A 19,753-nucleotide genomic window follows, 5' to 3' on the forward strand; every position below is an offset into this window, starting at 1 on the left:
ATGGCACTCCGGTGAGCCCTCAGCGTATAGGCACGACATTATTGTCTCTAATTTGATTGATCGCAGATGCCGACAGACTGCCCGTTGCCGCCTTCTGAATATGCTCACTCCACCAAGCCATCATCGGGCGTCGGCGTTCGATGTAATCTGTTCGGTTGTAGGCGCTACGAACTTCGTCCTTGTCGACATGCGCCAGCGCGGCTTCGATCAGCTCCGGATCCCACCCATGCTCGTTCAGGATGGTGCTGGTCATGGAGCGCATGCCGTGGCTGACCAAGCGGTCCTGAAAGCCCATGCGTTTCAACGCCATGTTGGCGGTCTGGCTACTAGCGTGGGTACGCGGGTTTCTATCTGCCGGAAACACGTATTCTCTGTGGCCGCTATGGGGCTTTAGTATCTCCAGTAATGCGAGTGCCTGTTCAGTCAGCGGGATGGTATGCGGGCGACGCTTTTTCATGCGCTCCGGTGGGATGGTTCAAATGCGTTTGTCGAAATCGATGTCTGCCCACCGAGTGGTGGCTGCCTCGACAGGGCGGGTCATCGTGTGCAACTGCCATTCGATCAGACAGCGCGTGACTCGCTTGATGATGGCATTCGCGATTTCCATCATGAGCTCCGGAAGCTCGTCAGGTCGTAGCGCGGCCATGTTCTCTTTTCTGGGTTTCTTGAACACCGCCCGAATGGCACTGAGGGGGTTCGCAAAGATAAGTCCTGAATTGACCCCGTAGGTCATGATCTCGTTGAGTCGTTGGCTCAGCCGCTTCACTGTTTCGAGGCTGCCTTTGGCCTCAATCGGGCGAAAGAGCTTGATCACCATAGGAGCACTGACTTCAGAAAGCGGCGTCGATTTCATGCTCGGAAAAACATGCAGCGTAAGTGAACGCCAAATATCCTCGGCATACGCTGGCGTCACTGAGTTTTTCTTCAGTTCGAACCAGGCGGTGGCTATCTTCTCGAAGGTGTGTTCGGTCTCAGCCGGTCTGGCTTGCCTTTGCTCATCGCGCTGGGCTTTGGGATCAATGCGTTGAGCAAGTAGCTCTCGCGCCTCGACTGCTTTCTTCCGAGCATTCGCTAATGAGAGGTCGGGGTATGGGCCGAGCGCCATATTAAGACGGCTTCTGGTCAACGGCTCGCGATAATTGAAATTCCACATCATCGAGCCGCTGGTGCGTACTCGAAGCTGCAAGCCATCGCCGTCGCTGAGGACGAAGTCTTTACCAGTTGCCTTGAGCTGGCGATCAGAGAGGAGGGTTGCGTTAGTAGGCATGGGCGCCACCTCCAGCACCGTTTTGGTATCCTGAAAATAGCATTTGGTAGTTCGGGATACCACTTGGGATACCAAGGCGGCTGGAACTCGCAAAATCCTCCAAGGCCCCCCCAAATCGCTGAACTCCCTGTATCCACTGGATTTCAGGCACAAAAAAAGACGTCCTTGGACGTCTTTTTTTGTTGAGTTGGTGGAGCCGGGGGGATTTGAACCCCCGTCCGCCAGTACTCCGCTGTCGGTACTACATGCGTAGCCGTTTCTATTAAGTTAACCCTCAGCGACCCGAAGGGCAGGGTGCTTTGGGCGAGTTGTGTAAGTTTTAGCCGATTCGTCCACAACGTACTGCACGGCGATTCTGTTCTATATGACAATCACTTTGGGTTTACAGACATCCCCTGGTGATTGCTGGACCCGAAGGTACCAGAAGCTCAGGGCTAAGGCTGCTTACGCAGCGAGAGCGAATTCCTGGCCGTAGTTTTCGTCATTGGCAACTATAAGTAGTTGCAACAGTGGATTTACGACTTCTGTTACCAAGTCGGCATGCACCTAAAGTTTCGCAACCGGCGTCGAATCCTAAACGGCCCCGAACTCATTGCTCAGTACATCTGTTTGAGCAACAAGCCTGCGCAGTGTACGTCAATCGGCCGACAAGGCCAACCCGAAGGTTGGCCAAGGCGCTGATCAATTGTTGGTGCCGGTAGATTTGCGAAGGTCCAGAATGGTTCGCTGGGTTTCTGCAACACAGTCCTCGGTCTTGCCCTGGTCCTTGAGCTCTTGAGCCTTGCTTACGCTGGCCTCCGCCATCTGACTCAATTCAGGCTTCGATGCCAACTGCCCTTTCATATTGTTGATGGTCTGCAAATTGAGATCGCATTGAGTGGCAGGCTCGCCTGCGGCGAACGAAGTGGAAGCCATCATCGAGGCAGTGACGAACAGGCCTAACAGTACAGAACGCTTCATGAGTATCTCCTTGCACTGAGGAATCCACACTTCGCTGACCATGAGGGCCGGTCACCGAAAGAAGGAACGGCCCCGAGTGTTCGGGGCCTGTTCTGTGGACTGCGGTCTCGCTCAAGGGTTCTACTTTTCTTCAGCAGGCCTTTGCCTGAGTCACCCGGTCGACCAGATAGACCAAGCCGTGATAGTCGATCCCGCCATGTTGCGTCAGACCGATTTCGCAAGTGCGGCTGGTGGAAATCCCCTCGCTGCAATGCTGTACCGCGTCCTTGAGTGTGCGCAGTGAATGGCTGTTCAGCTCCGGCGTGGTGAAACCTTTGTCACCGGCAAATCCACAGCAGTGAATACCTTCCGGAATCACAACGGTTTTGCTGCACTTGCGCGCCAGATCGATCAGCGCCTGAGCTTCGCCCAGATGCTGAGTGCTGCACGTCACATGCACGGCAATCGGTGCGTCCTGCGGGGTAAAGTCCAGTCGATCGAGAAGATGCGTACGAATGAATCGCACCGGATCGTACAGATCCAGGCGAACATCTCCGACATCCTGCACCAACCGCAACGTGCATGGGCTAGTGTCGCAATAGATCGGATCGAGCCCGCCGCGACTGGCGTGGAGCAGAGCGCTGATCAGTTCCTGACGCTTGTGTTCCGCTTGCTCTGCATACCCCTTGGACGCGAACGGCTGACCGCAGCAGAGGTTGTCCTGATTGTCCGGGAACACCACTTGGTAACCTGCCTTTTCCAGCAGCCCACGGGTTTTGTCGTACAGCGACATCTGCTCTTTGTCGCCCGCCGCCGGGCCCATAACCCGCGATACGCAAGCCGCCAGATACACCACGCGGGGGCGCTCGTCCGACACGCTCGGGCTGAAGCGAATGGCCTTCTCCGGTTGCGGCATTGCATTGGTCCACAGCGGCACCTGGCCTTTGGACAGGCGCGTCAGCGTTGCCGAAAGCTTCGCCAGACCCGGCGCGCCGAGCATCATCCGCGCACCGTTGGCCACGTGCAGAGTGAAGCGTGCACCTTGCAGCGTTTTGGCGAAGTTTCCTTCAATCCAGTCAGCGGTTTTCTGATGCGTGGCGTGTCGGCCTCGCAGCTTTTTCACCAGCTCGCCGGTGTTGATGCCTACAGGGCAACGTTGCGCGCACAAGCCTGTTGCGGCACAGGTCTCGATGCCTTGGTATTCGTAGGCTTTTTCCAGTTCAGTGGTGTCGACCCCAGCGCGTTTTTTCGCCTGAATATCCCGCCAGATCACGATGCGCTGACGCGGACTCAGGGTCAGCCCTTTCGACGGGCAAACCGGTTCGCAGAAGCCGCACTCGATGCACTTGTCGACAATCTCGTCGGCCGCTGGCAACGGTTTCAGGTGCTTGAGATGGATCTGTGGATCTTCGCTGAGCACTACGTCCGGATTGAGGATGCCGTTCGGGTCGAGCAGGCGTTTGAGCTGCCACATCAGTTGGTAGGCGTCGCTGCCCCATTCCAGCTCCACGAACGGCGCCATGTTACGCCCGGTGCCGTGTTCTGCTTTTAGTGAACCGCCGAACTCCACCGCTACCAATTGCGCGACGTCGTCCATGAACGCCTGATAGCGTGCGACTTCTTCCGGGCTGTTGAAGCCTTGGGTGAAGACGAAGTGCAGATTGCCTTCCAGCGCGTGTCCGAAAAGGATCGCTTCGTCGTAGGAGTGTTTGTCGAACAGTTCGATCAAGCGGTTCACCCCGATGGCCAACTGTTCGACCGGGAAGGTCACATCTTCGATGATCACCGTGGTGCCGGTTTTGCGCACCGCGCCGACGGCGGGGAAGGTGTCCTTGCGGATTGCCCAGAGCTTGGCGTTCTCGGTTGGGTCTTCGGTGAAATCGACCTGTTTTTCAACCGGGAATCCACTGAGCGACGCCATGATCTGCGCCAGTTGTTCCTGCAGCAAAGTGGAAGAAGCTGCGCGGGATTCGATCAGCAGCGCGCAGGAATTATCCGACAGCTGCTGTACGAAAGCGGGCATGCCCGGTTTGTCCTGTACCGAACGCAGGCTGCGTCGATCAAGCAGCTCCAGCGCTGATACCGGTTGGCTTTTCAGCACGGTCACCGCGTTGCAGCAGGTTTCTACATCCGGGAACACGATCAGCGCCGAGGCCTTGTTCGGGTGATCGATGACGGTGTCGTAAGTCACTGCACTGATGAAACCGAGAGTACCTTCTGAACCGACCAGCAAGTGGCTCAAGATATCCACAGGCTCATCAAAATCCACCAAGGCGTTGAGCGACAGGCCGGTGGTATTTTTCAGACGATATTTGTGGCGGATTCGAGCAGCGAGTTCGGCATTGGCGCGGGTCTCGCGACCCAATGTCACCAAGCGCTCGAGCAGTTCGCCGTGGCTTGCGTGGAATGCCGCAACACTGTCAGCGTCTTCAGTGTCCAGTCGCGTGCCGTCAGCCAGTACCAGGCGAATCCCGGCCAGTGTGTGATAGGTATTTTGCGCAGTACCGCAGCACATGCCACTCGCGTTATTGGCGACGATGCCGCCGATTTTGCAGGCGTTGATCGACGCCGGGTCCGGGCCGATCTTGCGCCCGAACGGCGCCAGCCATGCGTTGGCCTGTGCGCCGATCACGCCCGGTTGCAAACGGATTTGCATGCCTTGGCCGCGGATTTCGCGAGCGTTCCAGTTATCCCCAAGCACGATCAACACAGAATCGCTGATTGCCTGCCCGGAAAGACTGGTGCCGGCGGCGCGGAAGGTCACCGGAACGTGATCGCGCTGGGCCAGTTTCAGCAGCGCCACGACTTCATCTTCCGATTCAACGCGGATCACCAGTTTGGGGATCAGCCGATAAAAACTGGCGTCGGTGCCGAAGGCCAGAGTCGACAGCGCATCATCGAAGCGGCGATCCGCTGGAATAAGTTGCTGCGCGTCACGCAGGAAATTAACCGGAAGCGTCATTGGTCCTCCAGGATCAAGACCACGAGATCTTTCGGGCCGTGTGCGCCGTAAGCCAGCACTTGTTCAATGTCAGCAGTTTTCGACGGGCCGGACACCAGCAACGCGTTGGTCGGCATGCCCTGAGCCCAGTTGAATTCCTGTTGCACCTGATAAAAGTTGTCGCGTATTTCGCTGGCCTTGAGCAGGGCGAAATGCACCGGCGGCACCAGGCTCATCAAGCGCGGTTCTTCGCGTGTTGGCCAGAGAATCAGGCTGCCGGTGGCGGCGATGGCGCCAAGCGTGCCGGTGAGGCTGGCCGGGGTGTCGTCGAACAGCTCGGCTTTCCATTCTTCCATCGGGCGGTCGTAGGATTTCAGCGTCGGCAGATCGGGATTGTTGGCCCAGTGCTGAGTGATTTTTTCACCATGTGGCGTAGTGGGTGCGATCAGCAGGCTTGGCAACTGACGGTCATGCAGCAATTGGGCAAGCAGCGCCGGCCACTCAGTACCCGAGGTCATATGGATTTCGGTGTGCACCGCTTCCATCAGTTTGCGCAATTGCGGGATGCGTTGTTCGGCGCTGTAGGTGTAAGGCTGGGTCACCAGATCGACATCGAAGTTGTCAGCGATCGGTGTGGCGCCCGTCAGACTTTTGCGCAGTTTGCCGAGGATATTTTGCTTGGCACTCATCAGCGATCTCCCTGTTTGGCCAGATGCTCGCGGGCCATGTCGTGCAGTGAGCGGGCGGCGGGTTTCGGCGCGCTGTGGTTTTGCGTCCAAGGACCGATTTTGCTCGGGGTCAAGGCACGCAAGCGTGTAGCGAAGAAGCCGAACAATCGATACAGCGTCGGTGAGCTGTTGAGTGTCGCCCAGGCGTTCCAGATCAAACGTTCCTTGCGCGAATATTTGCTGCCCTGGCCGCGCATCACTTGATGGGGGCTGTCCGGTGCTTTGACGTTCTCTTCGCGCAGGCGTCGCAGGATGGCCGGTATAGGAATTTTTACCGGGCACACTTCACCGCAGGCGCCGCACAATGACGAGGCACTCGGGTGGTCGGGGACTTTCGCCAGGCCGACCATGTGCGGTGTGATGATTTTGCCGATCGGCCCCGGATACACCTCGCCATAGGTGTGGCCTCCGACGCGGGTATACACCGGGCAATGATTCATGCACGCGCCGCAGCGGATGCAGTTCAGGGTCTGGCGCAATTCACTGTCGGCAAACGCCTGGCTGCGGCCGTTGTCGAGCAGCACCAGATGCACTTCCTGCGGGCCGTCGAGCTCGTGTTCCTTGCGCGGGCCGGAGATCATGTTGACGTAGGTAGTGATCGGCTGACCGAGCGCCGAACGGGTCAGCAGCGACAATAACGGCACCACGTCGCGCAGGTTTTCCACAACCTTTTCGATACCGGTGACGGCAATGTGCACCGGCGGGACGGTGGTGGTCATGCGGCCGTTGCCTTCGTTTTCCACCAGCAGCAGCGTGCCGGTTTCGGCCACGGCGAAGTTGACGCCGGAGACGCCGATGTCCGCTTCGAAGAATTTCTGCCGCAAAACCTTGCGACCGATTTGAATGAGTTGGTCAACGTCCTTGGTGTATTCCACGCCAAGTTTGTCGTGGAACAAGGACGCGACCTGACCGGCATTCTTGTGGATCGCCGGCATAATGATGTGTGAAGGCTTCTCGTGGTCGAGCTGGACGATGTATTCCCCCATGTCGGACTCAAGACATTCAATGTCCCGAGCCTCGAGGAAATGGTTCATCTCCATCTCTTCGCTGACCATCGATTTGCCCTTGATCACTTGCCGCGCCTCGTGAGCGCGGATGATCGATAAGACGATGCCATTGGCCTCGTCCACCGTTTCCGCCCAGTGCACTGTCACACCGTTGCGGGTCAGGTTCTGTTCAAGTTGCTCAAGCAAGTCGGGCAACCTGGAAAGCGCACGGGCCCTGACCGAGTTGCCCAGGGCACGCAAATGTTCTCTTTCGTGGGCATCGCTGAACGACGCTGCCCGCTTGGTCATCAGTGAATCCATCGCCGTGCGGAAGTTGTTCCGTAGCTGCTGATCACCCAGAGCGTTGTGGGCCCGAGTGCGGAAATCTTCTTCTACGGCGACCGTAGGAATAATCGTCGAGGTGCTCATTTCGCACCTCCGGTTCGCTGCCACAAGAAGCTGGCGAGATGTTGCCCGCGTAGCGCTTCTTTTTGTTTCTCCAATGCGCCGTTGATGTTCATCAAACAGCCGCAGTCGGCACTCAGTACCTTGTGCGCGCCGGATTCCTTCAGCGCCCGGGTCTTGTCAGCCACCATCGCGCCGGAAATGTCTGGCATACGGACGCTGAATGTCCCACCAAAGCCACAGCATTCGCTTTCGTGGTCGTGATTGACCCGCTCAACGTTGCTCAACTGGGCCAACAACTCACGGCCGTGCAGGTGGGTATTCATTTCGCGGCGCGCTGAGCACGAAGTATGCAGCGCGACTTTGACCGGTTCGCCACTGTCCTTGAGCTGCACCTTGCAGACGAACAGCAGAAATTCGGCCAATTCGTAGGTACGGGCCGCGAGGGCCTGAACCTCTTTCAACGTCTGCGGCTCGTCCTTGAACAAGTCGGCGTAATGTTCGCGCAGCATGCCCGCGCAGGAACCCGACGGCACCACCACCGGATAATCCCCGGCAAACAGCGCCAGTTGCGAGCGCGCTACCGTCCGCGCCTGCTCGGTGTAACCCGAGGTGTAGGCCGGTTGCCCGCAGCAGCTTTGCCCTTGCGGGTATTCGACCTGAATCCCTTCGCGCTCCAGCAGGTGGATCGCGTCCATTCCGGCTTCGGGGTAGAACAGGTCGACCACACACGTCCCGAACAGGTAGACCCGCGACGGTTTTTCGCTGGGGTATTGCCGAGGTTCGGGCAGTGGCGGTGCAACGCGAGTCGCGTTCGGCACAGCGTTGTAAAAAAGCTCGCTCATCAGGCGTGTCTCCGGGTGGGCCCGGTTATCCGTCCGTTGAGGCTGCTGAATATAGAGAACGTTGCTTTCAGCAGCCTTACAGACCGGGTTGTGAATTGCTGACGCCGGAATCACGAACCAGCGTCGGTTTTATCCGTGTTGCGTGAAGGTTTAGTGCACCAGCATGCCGGTGAACCAGTAGGCCTGAGCCAAGGTGATCAGGCCGACAATCGTTGCAAAGAATAGGCTGTGCTTGAGGGTGAAGCGGAACAGATCGGATTCCTTGCCGACCAGACCGGTTGCTGCGCAGGCCACAGCGATCGATTGTGGCGAAATCATTTTGCCGGTCACGCCGCCACTGGTATTCGCCGCCACCAGCAGAGTGTCGTTGACGCCAATCTGGTGTGCGGTGGTCGCTTGCAGCGAACTGAACAGGGCGTTGGACGAGGTATCGGAACCGGTGAGGAACACGCCGAGCCAGCCGAGGAATGGCGAGAAGAACGGGAACGCTGCGCCGGTTCCTGCCAGCACCAGTGCCAGGGTTGATGACATGCCGGAATAGTTGGTGACGAAGGCGAAGGCCAATACCATGCCGATCGACAGAATAGGCCAGCGCAGTTCGTAGAAGGTTTCTTTCAAAGTGGTAAGACCAATTTTGAAATTGATCTTCAGCACCAGCATCGAGATCAGCGCGGAGAAGAAAATCGCTGTGCCGGTCGCGGAAATCGGGTCGAGCTTGAACACGGCTGGAATCGCAGTCGGAGCGGCGACGATCGGTGCCGTCTTGATGACCAATTGATCAAGGTGCGGGATCGCGAAGTTGAACACCCAGCTGTACATCGAGCCGCCAGCGGCGAACATTGCCTTGAATGGCTTCAGGGTCCAGAGGGTGACCAGCACGGTGAGGATCAGGAACGGCGACCAGGCTTTGAAAATTTCCCCGACGCTGTAAGGCGAAGCCACGGTGCTGCGCTTCTGGCCGAAACCACCGACGCTGGCGGTGATCGCTGCGCTCGACGTGGCACCTGCGATTTGCGCGCCTGCGGTGCGTTTCGGCTGCCAGATTTTCAGGAACAAGGTCAGCGAAATCAGGCTGGCCAGCGCCGAGGTGATGTCCGGCAGTTCCGGGCCGATGAAGTTCGAGGTGAAGTATTGAGTGATGGCGAAGCTCAGGCCTGCAACCAGTGCAGCCGGCCAGGTTTCACGAACGCCGCGCAGGCCGTCCATCATGAATATCAGCCAGAACGGCACGAACAGCGACAGCAGTGGCAGTTGGCGACCGGTCATGGCGCCGATCTTGAACGCGTCGATGCCGGTGACTTGGCCGGCGACGATGATTGGAATCCCCAAAGCGCCGAACGCCACCGGTGCGGTGTTGGCGATCAGGCACAGGCCGGCGGCGTATAGCGGGTTGAAGCCCAGTCCGACGAGGAGAGCAGCAGTAATTGCCACTGGCGCGCCGAACCCGGCAGCACCTTCCAGGAACGCACCGAAGCAGAAACCGATCAGCAGCACTTGCAGGCGCTGGTCGTCAGTAATCGATAACACCGAACTGCGGATGACCTCGAATTGACCACTTTTGACCGTCAGTTTGTAGAGGAATACCGCTGCGACAATGATCCATGCAATCGGCCACAGACCGTAGGCGAAGCCGTAACCGGCCGCGGCGAAGGCCATGTCTACCGGCATATGGAACGCGAAGATCGCCACGGCAATCGACAGGGCGAGGGTGATGCTGCCGGCCACATGGCCTTTGAGGCGGAACACCGCCAGCGCGAGAAAAAAGAACACGATGGGAATGACGGCCGCGAGTGCGGAGACGCCGAGACTGCCGAGCGGGCTGTAGAGCTGTTGCCAGGTTTGCATATGGGGTGGCCCCTAATTGTTGTTGGTCAGGCACTGTCAGCGTTCTTGGATAATTGGTAATACCAATTTACAATCGCTGTTGGCTAGGGTAAAAGCCTTGATGTCGGTGTGTCAATTTGTCGCTCTGAAACTTTTGTCGAATCAGCGGTGCAGAAGGCAACTGATCCGGTTTTGCGAAGTGGTGTCTGGTAGGTGTCGGCAAGGCGCCGATAGGCCAGAATAGAGAGCCCGGCGAGCGGTCGGGCTCGTGGAGAAATGAGTTATGGGGTTTGATCAGATACGTCAGCGCCGTTTGTCTGACGATATTGTCGAGCGACTCGAGGGGATGATCCTTGAGGGCACGCTGAAGTCCGGTGAGCGGCTTCCGGCGGAGCGCGCGCTGGCCGAGCAGTTCGGCGTATCACGCCCGTCGTTGCGCGAGGCAATTCAGAAACTGGCAGCCAAAGGCTTGCTGGTCAGTCGTCAGGGCGGTGGCAACTACGTGGTGGAAAGCCTGGGCTCGACGTTCAGCGATCCATTGCTGCAATTGCTTGAAAGCAACCCTGAGGCGCAACGGGACTTGCTGGAGTTTCGGCACACCTTGGAGGCATCGTGCGCCTATTACGCGGCATTACGCGCAACCGACGTAGATCGCGAGCGGCTCACCGCCGCGTTCGAAGAGCTGCAGGATTGCTATTCGCGGCATGATGAAGTGAGTCGAGTGGAGGAGGGCGCGGCGGACGCGAAATTCCATCTGGCGATTGCCGAGGCCAGTCATAACGCGGTGTTGCTGCACACCATTCGCGGGCTGTTCGATCTGCTCAAGCGCAATGTCGTGACCAACATCGGTGGCATGTACAAACAGCGCACGGAAACCCGCGACATGCTGATCACACAGCACCGGGAATTGTACCTGGCGATTATCGAGGGGCGCGCTGAGCAGGCAAGGGAAGTCTCCAGCAGACACATTCTGTATGTGCAGGAAGTGCTGGAAGAAGTGCGGCAGGAAGTTCAGCGCATGGCTCGGGCGGAGCGGCGCAAGGGGATGTGAGGTGGCAAATTAATTGTGGCGAGGGAGCTTGCTCCCGCAGAGGCGCGCAGCGGCTCTCGCTTTAATGTAAGCGAGAACCGATGGCGCCTGCTGCGCAGGCGCGCGGGAGCAAGCTCCCTCGCCACAGGCAGAAGAAATTAATCTTCCTTGCCCTTGTTGCGCACAGCGCGTTGCAGCTCACGTCCGGCATCGCGTTCACGCTCGGTGTCACGCTTGTCGTATTCCTTCTTGCCCTTGCCCAGAGCGATCTCGCACTTGACCATGTGCTTGCTCCAGTACCAGGACAAGCAGACGCAGGCGTAACCCTTTTGCTGCACCATCGCTGCAAGCTTTTCCAGCTCGCGGCGGTTGAGCAGCAATTTACGGGTACGCACCGGGTCGGCAATGACGTGGGTGCTTGCGGTCATCAGAGGCGTGATATGGCTACCCAGTAGCCATGCTTCGCCATCCTTGAGCAGTACGTAGCTGTCAACCAGCTGTAGCTTGCTTGCCCGCAGACTTTTTACTTCCCAGCCGGCCAGGACCAGACCAGCCTCGAACTTATGCTCGATGAAGTAATCGTGTCGCGCCTTTTTATTCTGCGCGATGGTCCCTGTTGGGTGTTTCTTCTGTTTAGCCATAGGGGCGGCATTATATGGAGTTGTTCCGCTGTCGGCTACGGTGATGCTGCGTGCTTGAGCAGGTTGAGTGAATCCCGGACAATGCGGCCTCTTTTTCTAACGCTTGGGCGTGATAAACGATGTCGACAGACAAGGTTTCTGTCCACGGCAGTTGGGCTAGCCGCTGGGTTTTCATATTCGCCGCGACCGGTTCGGCCGTGGGGCTGGGTAGTATCTGGAAGTTCCCCTACATGGTCGGGGTCTACGGCGGCGGTGCGTTTGTACTGATGTTTCTGGCGTGTATCGCACTGATCGGCATTCCGGTCATGCTGGCTGAAACCCTGATAGGCCGGCGCGCCCGGCAGAGTCCGGCCAACGCTTTGAAGGTGCTGGCGATCGAGGCGGGGCACTCGGCCAAGTGGTCGTGGGGTGCGTTTGCCGGGATGATCACGGCATTGCTGATTCTGTCTTTCTATAGTGTGGTCGGCGGTTGGTCGCTGGATTACATCATTGATATGGGGCGTGGTGATTTTCAGGGCGTCACGGCCGATCAGGTCGGTGCCTATTTCGGTAATGTCATCTCCAATCCGTGGCGTCTGACACTTTGGCACACGATTTTTATGCTGTTGTCGGCGTTTGTGATCGCCAAAGGCGTGGTTGCCGGCCTTGAACGCAGCCTGCGCATCATGATGCCGTTGCTGTTCGTGATGATTCTGGTGCTGCTGGGTTACAGCATGACCACCGGGCATTTCATGGAAGGCGTGCATTTCATGTTCGACTTCCATCCGGAAAAGGTGCTCGATGGTTTGCTGCCCGCCATGGGGCACGCGTTCTTCTCGCTCAGCGTGGGTGTGGGCTCGATCATGATCTACGGCGCTTACATGCCGAAGAACGCGTCGCTGTCCGGCACGGTTGTCGGTGTGGCGCTGCTGGATACGTTTGTTTCGCTGGTCGCCGGTCTGGCCTTGTTTCCGATTGTTTTCGCTGCCGGCCTGAACCCGAGCGAGGGCCCGGGCCTGATGTTCGTCAGCCTGCCATTTGCCTTTGGTAACGTGGCGTTTGGTCAATTGATGGGCGTTGTATTCTTCGTGCTGGTTGCCGTTGCGGCATGGAGTTCGGCAATTTCCCTGCTTGAGCCGATGGTTGCTTACCTGGTTGAGCGCACCAAAGTCAGTCGCGCCTGGGTGACGTTCTGGTTGGCGTTCACTTGCTGGTTCGTCGGTTTGGGGACCGTGTTTTCCTTCAATATCTGGAAGGAAGCCAAATTTTTCGTGAACGAAGGCGGGATGTTCCACCTCTACCAATGGGGAGCGAAGAGCGGTCTGGACTTCTTTGGCGTGATCGATTTCTTCACTTCGCGGATCATGTTGCCGCTCGGTGGCCTGTGTTTCGTGCTGTTTGCCGGATGGGTGATGGGGCGTGAAGCGGTGCGTGACGAGTTGTCGATTCGTAATCCGGCACTGTTTGCCTTGTCTTTGTTCTTGATGCGCTATGTGGCGCCCATCGGCATTCTTGTAGTGTTTGCCACCCAGCTCTGGAAGTGACGCTTACATGACGACACATATTCAACGATCAGCGCTGCTGCCATATCCGGCGCAATTCCTTTACGACCTGGTCAACGACGTGGCGCGGTACCCGGAGTTTTTGCCGTGGTGCTCCGCCGCTGAGGTTCTGGAGAGCTCACCAGAGCACATGCGCGCCAGTGTTGGCGTGGCCAAGGGCGGTCTGAGTCAGCATTTTGTCACGCGGAATACGCTGGTGCCGGGGCAGTCGATTGAAATGAACCTTGAAGAAGGTCCGTTCAATCAGTTGCACGGCGTATGGGTGTTCAAGGTGTTGAATGAGAAGGCCTGCAAAATCAGCCTGGATCTGTCGTTCGATTACGCCGGCCCGCTGGTGCGCGCCACGCTGGGGCCGTTGTTCAATCAGGCGGCGAATACGCTGGTGGATGCGTTCTGTCAGCGTGCCAAGCAGATGCATGGTTGAGTCGATGATCGAGATAGAGGTCGTGTACGCGGCCGTTGATCGTCAGGTCTTGCGTACTGCCAGTGTGGCGCAGGGAATGACGGTTCGAGCTGCAGTGCTCGCATCGGGTATCGGTGCCGAGTTTCCCGAACTGAATCTGTCTGAGTGCCCGCTGGGTATCTTCGGCAAAGTAGTTGCCGACCCGGACGCTCGAGTCATTCAGCCGGGGGATCGCATTGAGATTTACCGACCATTGCTTGCCGATCCGAAAGAGGTGCGACGCTTGCGTGCGGCCAAGGCTGCCGAGGCTAAAGCAAAAAATCTTTGAGAAGGCCAAACGGCAGGCAATAAAAAACCCGGTATCACCGGGTTTTTTATTGCGTCGCAAATTATTGCGGCGAGGTATCCAGCGGCTCTGGCGTTGGAACCGGAACGGTTTCCACACCATCGACATCCTTCTGGATCTGATCCAGCAAGGAACCTGGCTTGACCGGTTTTTCCGGTTTTGGCTTCTCGGCGTTTTCAGCAGGAGCGGTCACGCTAGTGCCACTGTCCTTACCGAGAATGGCTTCGTCACGGCTTACGCCCGGCATGAAGTCGCCGGACAGGCTGACAAGCTGGTCGTTTGAGTTGAAATTAACGCTTACGCGTTCCTGTTGGCGTTCACCGCCACCCGGTTGCAGGCTGTACAGATAATCCCAGCGATCGGCATGGAACGTGTCGACAAGCAGAGGGTTGCCCATGATAAACCGTACTTGCGGCCGGGTCATTCCCGGGCGTAACTGGTCTATCATGTCCTGCGTGACGACATTGCCCTGCTGGATGTCGATTTTGTAAACCCCGGGGAATGAACAACCGGCGAGTGCGAGCAGTCCCACAAAGGTGAAACTGGTTAGCAAGAGCTTGGTGTTTTGCATCGGTGGGCGACTTCCACTATCTTGGCTGGGACAACGTAAACGCCGATCATACCCGCATTAAGAGAAGCTGCGAAGCAGCATCGCGAGAAAGCTAACCATGGTTGAAAATAGCGAACTACGCAAAGCCGGCCTCAAAGTGACCCTGCCACGGGTCAAGATCCTGCAAATGCTCGACTCTACCGAGCAGCGTCACATGAGTGCCGAGGACGTCTACAAGGCGTTGATGGAAGCTGGTGAGGACGTCGGTCTGGCCACGGTCTACCGTGTTCTGACCCAGTTCGAAGCGGCTGGCCTGGTGGTCCGTCACAACTTCGACGGCGGCCACGCGGTATTCGAACTGGCCGACGGTGGCCACCACGACCATATGGTCAACGTGGAAACCGGTGAAGTCGTCGAATTCGTCAGCATCGAAATCGAAAAACTCCAGAAGGCAATTGCCGAGGAGCACGGTGTCGAGTTGGTAGATCACAACCTGGTGCTGTACGTACGCAAGAAAAAGTAAGCATGTCGCGCGAATTTCAGGTTCGCGAAACGAACGAAGGCGACCCAAGGGTCGCCTTCGTGCTTTCTGTCGCATGTGAATCTTAAACTTTGGCGGTAACGACCATCTTTTTCGCGTGAGCCAAGGATTCCTTGGTCAGATCGATGCCGCCGAGCATCCGCGCCACTTCTTCTATGCGATCGTTCTTGCTCAGTTTGGACACGGCGGTGTGCGTTGCTTGCTCGCCGCGTACCTTGTGTACGAACAAATGCTGGTGACCCTGTGCCGCCACTTGCGGCAAGTGAGTCACGGTCAGTACCTGGCCGCGTTCGCCGAGCCGGCGCAACAATTGGCCGACAATTTCGGCTGTCGGGCCACCAATGCCGACATCCACTTCGTCGAATACCAGAGTCGGTACGCGGGATGTTTGGGCGGTGATGACCTGAATCGCGAGGCTGATCCGTGACAGTTCACCACCCGATGCCACTTTCGCCAGCGCTTTGAGTGGTTGGCCGGGGTTGGCGCTGACCAGCAACTCGACCTGCTCAAGACCGTTGGGCAGCAGTTCGTCACTGCTGTTGGCGCGCAGCTCAATGGTGAAACGACCACCGGGCATGCCCAGGCGCTGGATCTCCTGTTCCACCGCGCTGGCAAGGCTGCCCGCCGCCTGATGGCGCAGATCACTCAGTTCCCGAGCCTTTTCCTGATAGTGACGGGCAAAGGATGCCAGCTCTTCACCCAGCCGCTCGATGGATTCATCGTTGGCATTGAGGGTTTCGATTTCATCCAGCAGTTTCTGCTGCATTTCCCCGACCTCGGTCGGTTGGATCCGGTGTTTGCGCGCCAGCGTGTATATGGCGTCGAGGCGCTCCTCCAGATATTGCAGGCGCGCCGGATCGGCATCGAAGTTGTCGAGGAAGCGATTGAGTTCACCGACGGCTTCCTCTACCTGAATCTGTGCGCTGGTCAGCAAGCTGCTGGCTTCGCCCAGGGCGCCGACGGAGTTGTTTACGCTCGACAGGCGATTAAGACTGGCGGTCAGGGCGTTCAGCACATTGCCTGAGTCGCTTTCGCTGCACTGCTCAACCACTTGCCGACAGATACCCAGCAAGGTTTCGGCGTTGGTCAGGTTTTTGTGTTCCTGCTCCAGTTGTTCGAGCTCGTTATCGCCGAGGCCGAGATTTTCCAGTTCTTCGAGTTGGTAGCTGAGCAACTGATGACGAGCACGTTGCTCATCGCCCGAATTGGAGAGGCGTTCCAGTTCCTGGCGAGTCTGGCGCCAGCGCTGGGCAGCCAGGTGAACCTGGCGGGCCAGATCCGTGGCGCCCGCGTATTCGTCCAGTAAGCGGCGATGGGTATCGGTTTTAAGTAGCGATTGGTGTTCGTGCTGGCTGTGGATATCGATCAGCAATTCGCCGAGGGACTTGAGATCGCCAAGCGGGCAGGGCGTGCCGTTGATATAGCCGCGCGAGCGTCCTTCCGAAGTGATGACCCGGCGCAGGATGCAGGGGCCGTCGATGTCCAGATCGCGCTCGGCTAGCCAGGCGTGGGCTTCGGGAATGTCGACCAGATCGAAGGTCGCCAGAATATCGGCCTTGTCGGCCCCAGGGCGAACCACGCCGCTGTCGGCGCGATCGCCGAGGGTCAGGCCCAGTGCGTCGAGCATGATCGACTTGCCGGCGCCGGTTTCCCCTGTGATCACGCTCATCCCGCGATCGAGTTCAAGATCGAGATGTTCAACGATGGCGTAGTTGTGTACGGACAGGTGCACCAGCATAAAGGCCGCTCCCAGGCTTTAGGTCTGGTTATTTATACAGTGTTTTGTTTCGAGCTGACAATGCCCTCGCTTAGCTCGATTTGCTTGATTGATCTGAATGCTTAGTGCATCGAGGAATGAAAAATCAGCACTTTTTTGTAGGGTTAAATGCGTGAAGGCCCTTGAAGCCTGATTTTGCGGCCCCATATATCGGGGCAGAAGCGTGAGTCGAACTCGCGGACGATATTGAAAGGAGAATTCTATGGCTGACGAACAGACAGTAGATAAGCAAAACCCAGAAGCCAATCAGGCGCCCGAGGGTTCGGGTGACGACCTGGCGACCCGTGTACAAGTGCTCGAAGAGCAATTGGCCGCAGCGCAGGATCAGTCTCTGCGTGTAGCTGCCGATCTGCAGAACGTCCGCCGCCGTGCCGAACAGGACGTCGAAAAGGCGCACAAATTTGCGCTTGAGAAATTCGCCAGCGATCTGTTGCCGATCGTCGACAGCCTGGAGCGCGGCCTCGAGCTGTCGAACCCGGACGACGAAAGCATCCGTCCGATGCGTGAAGGCATCGAGTTGACGCTGAAAATGTTCCACGACACCCTCAAGCGTTATCAGCTTGAAGCGATCGATCCGCATGGCGAACCGTTCAACGCCGTTCACCATCAGGCGATGGCCATGCAGGAAAGCGCCGACGTGGAACCGAACAGCGTTCTGAAGGTGTTTCAGAAGGGCTACCAGCTCAACGGTCGCCTGTTGCGCCCGGCCATGGTTGTGGTCAGCAAGGCGCCAGCGCCAATTTCGCCTTCGATTGACGAGAAGGCTTGAAATTAGTCGCAAGGCCCCCATTTAGAAGTCAAGCGTTTAAGTGCTACCGCAGTCAGCCACCACTGCTGCGGCATCCAAATCCAAAGTTTCGGGAGAGTTAACATGGGCAAAATTATCGGTATCGACCTGGGGACTACCAACTCCTGCGTCTCCGTGCTGGAAAACGGCAAAGCAAAAGTTATTGAAAACGCTGAAGGCGCGCGTACCACGCCGTCGATCATCGCTTACGCCAACGACGGCGAAATCCTGGTAGGTCAGTCGGCCAAGCGTCAGGCTGTAACCAACCCGCACAACACTCTGTACGCAGTAAAGCGTCTGATCGGTCGTCGTTTCGACGAAGAAGTTGTGCAAAAAGACATTCAGATGGTGCCTTACAAGATCGCCAAGGCCGACAACGGCGACGCTTGGGTTGAAGTGAACGGCCAGAAGATGGCACCGCCACAAATCTCGGCCGAAATTCTGAAGAAAATGAAGAAGACCGCCGAAGACTACCTCGGCGAGCCAGTGACCGAAGCGGTGATCACCGTTCCGGCCTACTTCAACGACAGCCAGCGTCAGGCGACCAAAGATGCCGGTCGCATCGCCGGTCTGGACGTAAAACGTATCATCAACGAACCAACCGCAGCCGCTCTGGCTTACGGTATGGACAAGGCCAAGGGCGATCACACCGTGATTGTTTATGACCTGGGTGGCGGTACTTTCGACGTCTCCGTGATCGAGATCGCTGAAGTTGACGGCGAGCACCAGTTCGAAGTGTTGGCCACCAACGGTGACACGTTCCTGGGCGGTGAAGACTTTGACATTCGTCTGATCGACTACCTCGTCGACGAATTCAAGAAAGAAAGCGGCATGAACCTCAAAGGTGACCCGCTGGCCATGCAGCGCCTGAAAGAAGCCGCTGAGAAAGCCAAGATCGAGCTGTCGTCCGCTCAGTCGACCGACGTCAACCTGCCGTACATCACTGCAGATGCGACCGGTCCTAAGCACCTGAACGTGAAGATTTCGCGTGCCAAGCTCGAAGCACTGGTTGAAGACCTGGTTCAGCGCACCATCGAACCTTGCCGCATCGCCATGAAAGACGCGGGTCTGGACGTTGGCGCGATCAACGACGTAATCCTGGTCGGTGGTCAGACGCGTATGCCGCTGGTGCAGAAGCTGGTGACCGATTTCTTCGGTAAAGAAGCGCGTAAGGACGTTAACCCGGACGAAGCTGTTGCCATGGGTGCTGCGATTCAGGGCGCTGTTCTGGCCGGTGACGTGAAAGACGTGCTGCTGCTCGACGTCAGCCCGCTGACCCTGGGTATCGAAACCATGGGTGGCGTGATGACCGCGCTGATCGAGAAAAACACCACGATTCCTACCAAGAAATCGCAAGTGTTCTCGACTGCCGATGACAATCAGGGCGCTGTGACCATTCACGTTCTGCAGGGCGAGCGTAAGCAAGCCACACAGAACAAGTCCCTGGGCAAGTTCGACCTGGCCGACATTCCACCTGCTCCACGTGGTGTGCCACAGATCGAAGTGACTTTCGACATCGACGCCAACGGCATCCTGCACGTTGGTGCGAAGGACAAGGCTACCGGCAAGACTCAGTCGATCGTGATCAAGGCCAACTCCGGCCTGTCCGACGAAGAAATTCAGCAAATGGTTCGTGATGCTGAAGTGAACGCTGAAGAAGACCGCAAGTTCGAAGAACTGGCCGGCGCTCGCAATCAGGGTGACGCACTGGTTCACTCGACTCGCAAGATGATCGCTGATGCTGGCGACAAAGTGACCGCTGAAGAGAAGGTTGCAATCGAAGCTGCCGTGGTTGCCCTGGAAGCCGCTGTCAAAGGCGACGACAAGGCTGCCATCGAAGCCAAGGTTGAAGAGCTGTCGAAAGTCTCTGCTCCGGTTGCTCAGAAGATGTACGCCGAACAGGCTCAGCCTGCTGAAGGCGCGGCACCGCACGACGAGAAAGCTGAAAAGGCTGACGATGTTGTCGATGCCGAGTTCGAAGAAGTTAAAGACCACAAGTAAGTTGTTGGTCGGCCGGTTGACTGCCTTTGGGCGGTGACTGGTAGGATGTCGCCGCGCGGGAGCTAGCTCCCGCGTTGGCGTATCTGGAATACGCGAATTTTTACAGCATGCGACAACGCTCGGATGCTGGTGGTATGGCCGAAAATGCTCCTGCTTTTCGCGCCGCAAGTACCGCATGAATCAAAGACCAGGATCGTTGAA

General features: G+C 57.5%; 16 protein-coding genes, 1 other RNA gene and 1 pseudogene. 7 read left to right on the top strand and 11 right to left on the bottom strand.

The features are described 5' to 3' along the window. Positions 1–19: 19 nt before the first annotated feature. The 8 genes and pseudogenes from JFT91_RS23825 to JFT91_RS23860 all read right to left on the bottom strand — a co-directional run bounded on the left by JFT91_RS23825 (position 20) and on the right by JFT91_RS23860 (position 9,956). Positions 20–1,267 (bottom strand): annotated as a pseudogene (locus JFT91_RS23825) (integrase domain-containing protein). A 188-nt stretch (positions 1,268–1,455) separates the two neighbouring features. Further along, positions 1,456–1,852: a transfer-messenger RNA gene (ssrA, locus tag JFT91_RS23830) on the bottom strand. Positions 1,853–1,948: 96 nt separating this feature from the next. Next, positions 1,949–2,227, bottom strand: coding sequence for a PA2433 domain-containing protein (locus tag JFT91_RS23835; protein WP_201234082.1), 279 nt, complete (start codon positions 2,225–2,227; stop codon positions 1,949–1,951). A gap of 130 nt (positions 2,228–2,357) precedes the next feature. Next, entirely contained in the window at positions 2,358–5,168 is a 2,811-nt protein-coding gene (locus JFT91_RS23840; protein ID WP_201234083.1) for an FAD-binding and (Fe-S)-binding domain-containing protein, read from the bottom strand. Beyond that, a complete protein-coding gene (locus JFT91_RS23845) occupies positions 5,165–5,836 on the bottom strand; it encodes a LutC/YkgG family protein (protein ID WP_201234084.1) in 672 nt (223 codons plus the stop codon). Before JFT91_RS23845 ends, JFT91_RS23840 begins: the two co-directional genes overlap by 4 nt. After that, positions 5,836–7,290 (bottom strand): LutB/LldF family L-lactate oxidation iron-sulfur protein, encoded by a 1,455-nt coding sequence (locus tag JFT91_RS23850; protein ID WP_201234085.1) that lies wholly within the window; start codon positions 7,288–7,290, stop codon positions 5,836–5,838. Before JFT91_RS23850 ends, JFT91_RS23845 begins: the two co-directional genes overlap by 1 nt. After that, positions 7,287–8,111: a (Fe-S)-binding protein gene (locus JFT91_RS23855; protein WP_201234086.1), complete on the bottom strand. Its 825-nt coding sequence runs from the start codon at positions 8,109–8,111 to the stop codon at positions 7,287–7,289. Before JFT91_RS23855 ends, JFT91_RS23850 begins: the two co-directional genes overlap by 4 nt. 150 nt (positions 8,112–8,261) lie before the next feature. Beyond that, a complete protein-coding gene (locus JFT91_RS23860; RefSeq protein ID WP_201234087.1) occupies positions 8,262–9,956 on the bottom strand; it encodes a lactate permease LctP family transporter in 1,695 nt (564 codons plus the stop codon). A gap of 262 nt (positions 9,957–10,218) precedes the next feature. Here JFT91_RS23860 and JFT91_RS23865 point away from each other — a divergent pair, with 262 nt between their 5' ends. Next, positions 10,219–10,986, top strand: a complete 768-nt coding sequence (locus JFT91_RS23865) for an FCD domain-containing protein (RefSeq protein ID WP_201234088.1) — start codon at positions 10,219–10,221, stop codon at positions 10,984–10,986. A gap of 137 nt (positions 10,987–11,123) precedes the next feature. Here JFT91_RS23865 and smpB read toward each other — a convergent pair whose 3' ends face one another. Further along, on the bottom strand, positions 11,124–11,606 hold the full coding sequence (gene smpB, locus JFT91_RS23870; RefSeq protein ID WP_008088297.1) for an SsrA-binding protein SmpB: 483 nt from the start codon (positions 11,604–11,606) through the stop codon (positions 11,124–11,126). 119 nt (positions 11,607–11,725) lie between these two features. Between smpB and JFT91_RS23875 the strand changes: the two genes are divergently transcribed. Genes JFT91_RS23875 through JFT91_RS23885 form a run of 3 tightly spaced genes read left to right on the top strand, consistent with a single transcriptional unit; the run spans position 11,726 to position 13,878 of the window. Further along, a complete protein-coding gene (locus tag JFT91_RS23875) occupies positions 11,726–13,129 on the top strand; it encodes a sodium-dependent transporter (RefSeq protein ID WP_201228033.1) in 1,404 nt (467 codons plus the stop codon). 7 nt (positions 13,130–13,136) lie between these two features. After that, a complete protein-coding gene (locus tag JFT91_RS23880; RefSeq protein ID WP_008088301.1) occupies positions 13,137–13,571 on the top strand; it encodes a type II toxin-antitoxin system RatA family toxin in 435 nt (144 codons plus the stop codon). Further along, the gene (locus JFT91_RS23885; protein ID WP_201234089.1) at positions 13,564–13,878 is read left to right on the top strand and encodes an RnfH family protein; all 315 of its coding nucleotides are present in this window, start codon (positions 13,564–13,566) and stop codon (positions 13,876–13,878) included. The genes JFT91_RS23880 and JFT91_RS23885 overlap by 8 nt, the downstream gene beginning before the upstream one ends. 61 nt (positions 13,879–13,939) lie before the next feature. Here the strand turns inward: JFT91_RS23885 and JFT91_RS23890 are convergent, their stop codons facing one another. Then, on the bottom strand, positions 13,940–14,467 hold the full coding sequence (locus tag JFT91_RS23890) for an outer membrane protein assembly factor BamE (protein ID WP_201147933.1): 528 nt from the start codon (positions 14,465–14,467) through the stop codon (positions 13,940–13,942). 97 nt (positions 14,468–14,564) lie between these two features. Between JFT91_RS23890 and fur the strand changes: the two genes are divergently transcribed. Continuing rightward, complete coding sequence (gene fur / locus JFT91_RS23895; RefSeq protein ID WP_064119476.1) at positions 14,565–14,969, top strand: ferric iron uptake transcriptional regulator; 405 nt, start codon at positions 14,565–14,567, stop codon at positions 14,967–14,969. Positions 14,970–15,051: 82 nt separating this feature from the next. On the opposite strand, the gene recN is transcribed toward fur, so the two are convergent. Further along, complete coding sequence (recN, locus tag JFT91_RS23900; RefSeq protein ID WP_201234090.1) at positions 15,052–16,725, bottom strand: DNA repair protein RecN; 1,674 nt, start codon at positions 16,723–16,725, stop codon at positions 15,052–15,054. 241 nt (positions 16,726–16,966) lie between these two features. Here recN and grpE point away from each other — a divergent pair, with 241 nt between their 5' ends. Then, the gene (gene grpE / locus JFT91_RS23905) at positions 16,967–17,533 is read left to right on the top strand and encodes a nucleotide exchange factor GrpE (RefSeq protein ID WP_201228030.1); all 567 of its coding nucleotides are present in this window, start codon (positions 16,967–16,969) and stop codon (positions 17,531–17,533) included. A gap of 102 nt (positions 17,534–17,635) precedes the next feature. Continuing rightward, positions 17,636–19,552: a molecular chaperone DnaK gene (dnaK, locus tag JFT91_RS23910; protein WP_201147930.1), complete on the top strand. Its 1,917-nt coding sequence runs from the start codon at positions 17,636–17,638 to the stop codon at positions 19,550–19,552. Positions 19,553–19,753 lie beyond the last annotated feature (201 nt).

Source organism: Pseudomonas sp. TH08, from assembly GCF_016651275.1.
GTDB lineage: Bacteria > Pseudomonadota > Gammaproteobacteria > Pseudomonadales > Pseudomonadaceae > Aquipseudomonas.

What these genes read in the sequence shown, in the direction of transcription:
- JFT91_RS23835 (WP_201234082.1), bottom strand. Translation starts at nt 2,227, where the DNA reads ATGAAGCGTTCTGTACTGTTAGGCCTGTTCGTCACTGCCTCGATGATG.
- JFT91_RS23840 (WP_201234083.1), bottom strand. Translation starts at nt 5,168, where the DNA reads ATGACGCTTCCGGTTAATTTCCTGCGTGACGCGCAGCAACTTATTCCA.
- JFT91_RS23845 (WP_201234084.1), bottom strand. Translation starts at nt 5,836, where the DNA reads ATGAGTGCCAAGCAAAATATCCTCGGCAAACTGCGCAAAAGTCTGACG.
- JFT91_RS23850 (WP_201234085.1), bottom strand. Translation starts at nt 7,290, where the DNA reads ATGAGCACCTCGACGATTATTCCTACGGTCGCCGTAGAAGAAGATTTC.
- JFT91_RS23855 (WP_201234086.1), bottom strand. Translation starts at nt 8,111, where the DNA reads ATGAGCGAGCTTTTTTACAACGCTGTGCCGAACGCGACTCGCGTTGCA.
- JFT91_RS23860 (WP_201234087.1), bottom strand. Translation starts at nt 9,956, where the DNA reads ATGCAAACCTGGCAACAGCTCTACAGCCCGCTCGGCAGTCTCGGCGTC.
- JFT91_RS23865 (WP_201234088.1), top strand. Translation starts at nt 10,219, where the DNA reads ATGGGGTTTGATCAGATACGTCAGCGCCGTTTGTCTGACGATATTGTC.
- smpB (WP_008088297.1), bottom strand. Translation starts at nt 11,606, where the DNA reads ATGGCTAAACAGAAGAAACACCCAACAGGGACCATCGCGCAGAATAAA.
- JFT91_RS23875 (WP_201228033.1), top strand. Translation starts at nt 11,726, where the DNA reads ATGTCGACAGACAAGGTTTCTGTCCACGGCAGTTGGGCTAGCCGCTGG.
- JFT91_RS23880 (WP_008088301.1), top strand. Translation starts at nt 13,137, where the DNA reads ATGACGACACATATTCAACGATCAGCGCTGCTGCCATATCCGGCGCAA.
- JFT91_RS23885 (WP_201234089.1), top strand. Translation starts at nt 13,564, where the DNA reads ATGGTTGAGTCGATGATCGAGATAGAGGTCGTGTACGCGGCCGTTGAT.
- JFT91_RS23890 (WP_201147933.1), bottom strand. Translation starts at nt 14,467, where the DNA reads ATGCAAAACACCAAGCTCTTGCTAACCAGTTTCACCTTTGTGGGACTG.
- fur (WP_064119476.1), top strand. Translation starts at nt 14,565, where the DNA reads ATGGTTGAAAATAGCGAACTACGCAAAGCCGGCCTCAAAGTGACCCTG.
- recN (WP_201234090.1), bottom strand. Translation starts at nt 16,725, where the DNA reads ATGCTGGTGCACCTGTCCGTACACAACTACGCCATCGTTGAACATCTC.
- grpE (WP_201228030.1), top strand. Translation starts at nt 16,967, where the DNA reads ATGGCTGACGAACAGACAGTAGATAAGCAAAACCCAGAAGCCAATCAG.
- dnaK (WP_201147930.1), top strand. Translation starts at nt 17,636, where the DNA reads ATGGGCAAAATTATCGGTATCGACCTGGGGACTACCAACTCCTGCGTC.